Origin of the sequence: Occallatibacter sp., from assembly GCF_049802275.1 — a bacterium.
Taxonomy (GTDB): Bacteria; Acidobacteriota; Terriglobia; order Terriglobales; family Acidobacteriaceae; genus Telmatobacter.
The window spans coordinates 1-3,209 of sequence record NZ_JBARMD010000126.1; the positions used below are offsets into that span (position 1 = coordinate 1).

3 protein-coding genes are annotated in these 3,209 nt (G+C 53.8%); 2 read left to right on the plus strand and 1 reads right to left on the minus strand.

Annotation, left to right across the window (positions count from 1 at the left end):
• Positions 1-332: 332 nt before the first annotated feature.
• A complete protein-coding gene (locus WA354_RS04175) occupies positions 333-899 on the plus strand; it encodes a lipid-binding SYLF domain-containing protein (protein WP_472811754.1) in 567 nt (188 codons plus the stop codon).
• 225 nt (positions 900-1,124) lie between these two features.
• The gene (locus WA354_RS04180; protein ID WP_472811755.1) at positions 1,125-2,390 is read left to right on the plus strand and encodes a glycoside hydrolase family 18 protein; all 1,266 of its coding nucleotides are present in this window, start codon (positions 1,125-1,127) and stop codon (positions 2,388-2,390) included.
• Between the two features lie 615 nt (positions 2,391-3,005).
• Here WA354_RS04180 and WA354_RS04185 read toward each other — a convergent pair.
• The coding region (locus WA354_RS04185) for an outer membrane beta-barrel protein (RefSeq protein ID WP_472811756.1) at positions 3,006-3,209 on the minus strand (204 nt) is incomplete at its 5' end.

The following is a 3,209-nucleotide window of genomic DNA, read 5'->3' on the forward strand; positions in this document are numbered from 1 at the left end:
ATCAAGAACAACGCTGAGCTCGTCTTGTTCGCCTTAGACCGCGGATTGATTTCCGTCAATTCCGAACCGCAGGAACATATGCGAACCATTTGGCGGCAAATGGGTAGATAGATGTAATTCCTTTCGGCGAGATCCGGGAAGGTTAAGCGCAACTCCACACCGAGAATCCAAAATCAGGAAGCCTCAACACATAGCACTTAGTAAAAGTGCTAGTTTCGGCAGTTAACGAAGTGTGCTCAAATGATCCGCGGAGTAGAGGACTGGCTCAGCCGGGGAGACAAACAATGGAACGACCCCGGAACGTGCTCTGGTACTCATAGGAGATAAATTCCATGAAATCCAAGATGATCATTTCTGCAGTTGTGCTTGCCCTTTTGTCGGCAAGCGCCATTTGCGTGGCGGATAGCACGGAAGAAAAACAAGCGAAGATCCGAAAGGGAGTTTCAGAAGCACTTCAGGATCTGTACAAGCTGCAACCCGGCGCCCAGGCCGCCATACAGAAGGCCGCGGGATACGCCGTGTTCAAGAACTTCGGGACGAACCTGCTCGTGGTCAGCACCGCGAGCGGCAAAGGCATTGCCACGAACAATCAGACCAAGCAGGAAACCTTCATGAAGATGGTTTCTGCAGGGGCCGGGCTGGGCGTGGGAGTGAAGGACTTCCGCGTGATCTTTGTGTTTGAGAGCGATAAGGCCTTCAAACAATTCCTCGACTCCGGCTGGTCGGGTTCCGCGCAAGGGGACGCTGCTGCCAAAGCGGGAACATCCGGAGGGGCTGTCTCTGGAGCGGTCGAAGTTGCCCCGGACGTATACGTCTACCAGATCACCAAAAACGGCCTGGCGCTGCAACTTACACTGCAAGGCACCAAGTACTACAAGGACGACGACTTGAACAAATAGCAGATGGATGCAGAGCAGTCCTGAGGTGTTTCTCTCACGAGCAGGTTCTTAGGCTACCTCAAGGTCGGCACGGTGCGCGGCGGAAGGCGGCCGCGCGCGGCTAACGAACAATCCCAGGAGCAGGCGGCGCAGTCAGCGGGCGCACAGACGCAACAGCAAGCCAATCGGGAGCATGTACGCCCAAGCGGCTGAGTTGACGAGATCGTACGTAGCAGGATCGAATTCATGACCAAAGCGAAACATGTTGGGCCTCTCTTAATCGCTCTTCTGCTAGTCCCCTGGTTCTCGCCCGACTGTGCCTTCAGTTCTGTTCCACATTCGCGAACTCCGTTGCTGGTCGGGTACTTTCCGCAATGGGGTCTTGATTTCGCCCAACCCTACTACGTGAAATCACTGATCACCAATGGAGCTGTTCGGAGGCTGGATCAGATCAACTACGCGCAGGCATCCGTTCGAGGTGGCCGATGCTCCCTCGCCAATCCCAGCGCCGATCTCAACACGCGGTTTACTCGCCAGAACAGCGTAAGCGGTAAACCAGACGGCTCGCGCTCCCGGTTTCGCGGATACTTCCACCAGCTGCAAGAACTGAAGCGGCAATACCCTCACATTAAGATCTTGATATCACTTGAGGGTGATCCGAGGGATTTCGCTAAGGACGCACAAGTTGAAAATCGCACAGCATTCGTTGCCTCTTGCGTTGACATCTTCCTACGCGGACATTTTTCTCATGGCATTCGGAAGCCCGGTATCTTTGACGGCTTCGACATTGACTGGGAATCTCCGCAAGAGAAGGACGCCGGCAACTTTCGCGCGCTATTACAGGAGTTTCGTCGTCAGATGAACGCCGTAAGGTCCGGGTCGCTCCTCTCTATCGCCGTGCCTGAATCCCCGAAGACGCTCTCCGGAACGAATTTCGCTGCAATAGCTCCCCTTGTCGATGAGGTTGGCGTGATGAACTACGATTACGCCGGGCCCTGGAGCCCGACCACCGGACTGTTGGCGCCACTTTTCTCGCCAGATCCTCAGCATCCCGACAGTATCGAAAACAGCATTGCAAGCTACGAGGCTGCCGGCGTTCCCCGAGAAAAACTGCTTATGGGGCTCCCTTTCTATGGTTACAGCTGGACCGACGTCGAGGTGGCGAACGGAGGTCTCTTCCAATCTGGCCGTCCAATCGAAGAGGACTGTCCGTACAACCAATTACAAAGCGTTGCTGCCAACTTCGCGATATACCGAGACGAGCGATCGCAGGCGCCGTGGCTCTTCGACGGACGAACATTCTGGACCTATGAGGATCCCATTTCAGTCCGCTTCAAAGCCAGCTACGCATCAGATCAGCACCTCGGCGGCGTTATGATTTGGGAACTCAGCGATGATACCGCAGATGCGGAACTACTCGGCATCGCGTATAAATCACTTCACGATCCGCTCGAAGAGAATGTCTTCAAACAGCGCTCATTAGCGCCGCGCGTCAGAGTCCAGTTTCCATGATAGGGAATAGTGACAGGGTAGTACCGGCTCCGGAGGTGTCAGAGCGGGACTTCTTTCGCACGTCCTCAGTTCACCCGAAGCGCATTGATTTTTACGGCACTCGGACACGCACCGGCAGTCAAACTCGCAAGCTGCAATGTCTTCCGGTACCTCCTGGACAATCTGTGCTTTGAGCCAGGCCCAATAGCGATTCATAAAGCCTTTGCTATTTGTCATCTATAGAAATCTCACTTTTAAAAAACGATCCGCGTGAAGAATCGCGTGCAGGACGATGTCCGGCAGGGGAGGGGCTGTATGCGGAATCATGGGATTTTTCGGCGATGGATGACCTGGTGATTCCAACGATCTCCGGTCAGGCAGCCAAATCAATCCCTTCGACCACCAAGCTGTAGGACTGAGCGGACTCTGCCCGAATCTGGCCCTTCTGCGATTCATTGATAATGTAGATTAATGTTCGCAATGAATGCAGGCCGTGTCGTTGCTTTGGATCAACCAGTTGATTACTCCGGAACAATCAAGGGTTCATCCATCAATTCGCGAGTGGTATTTCCAGGAGTTACGGTCCTCTTTCGATTGCGACCAAGTATTCTTTTGGCGCACATTTGTTCTTCCTGTCTAAAACCCAAACCTTAGCGCTAACTGCCCAACGCGAGCGCTAACGGTCGTGCTACTAATAACTCCGAATGTCGGTGAAGTGAAGTTAGCATCGGGGTTGGCAAACTGCGGATGATTCAATGCGTTAAAGAACTCGGCCCGAAATTGGAGACTGCCGCTCCCAATAGGCCATCGGAGCCCTACCGTTTTTGATAATGCGAAATC

Coding starts and splice junctions, on each gene's coding strand:
- WA354_RS04175 (WP_472811754.1), top strand. CDS start 333: ATGAAATCCAAGATGATCATTTCTGCAGTTGTGCTTGCCCTTTTGTCG.
- WA354_RS04180 (WP_472811755.1), top strand. CDS start 1,125: ATGACCAAAGCGAAACATGTTGGGCCTCTCTTAATCGCTCTTCTGCTA.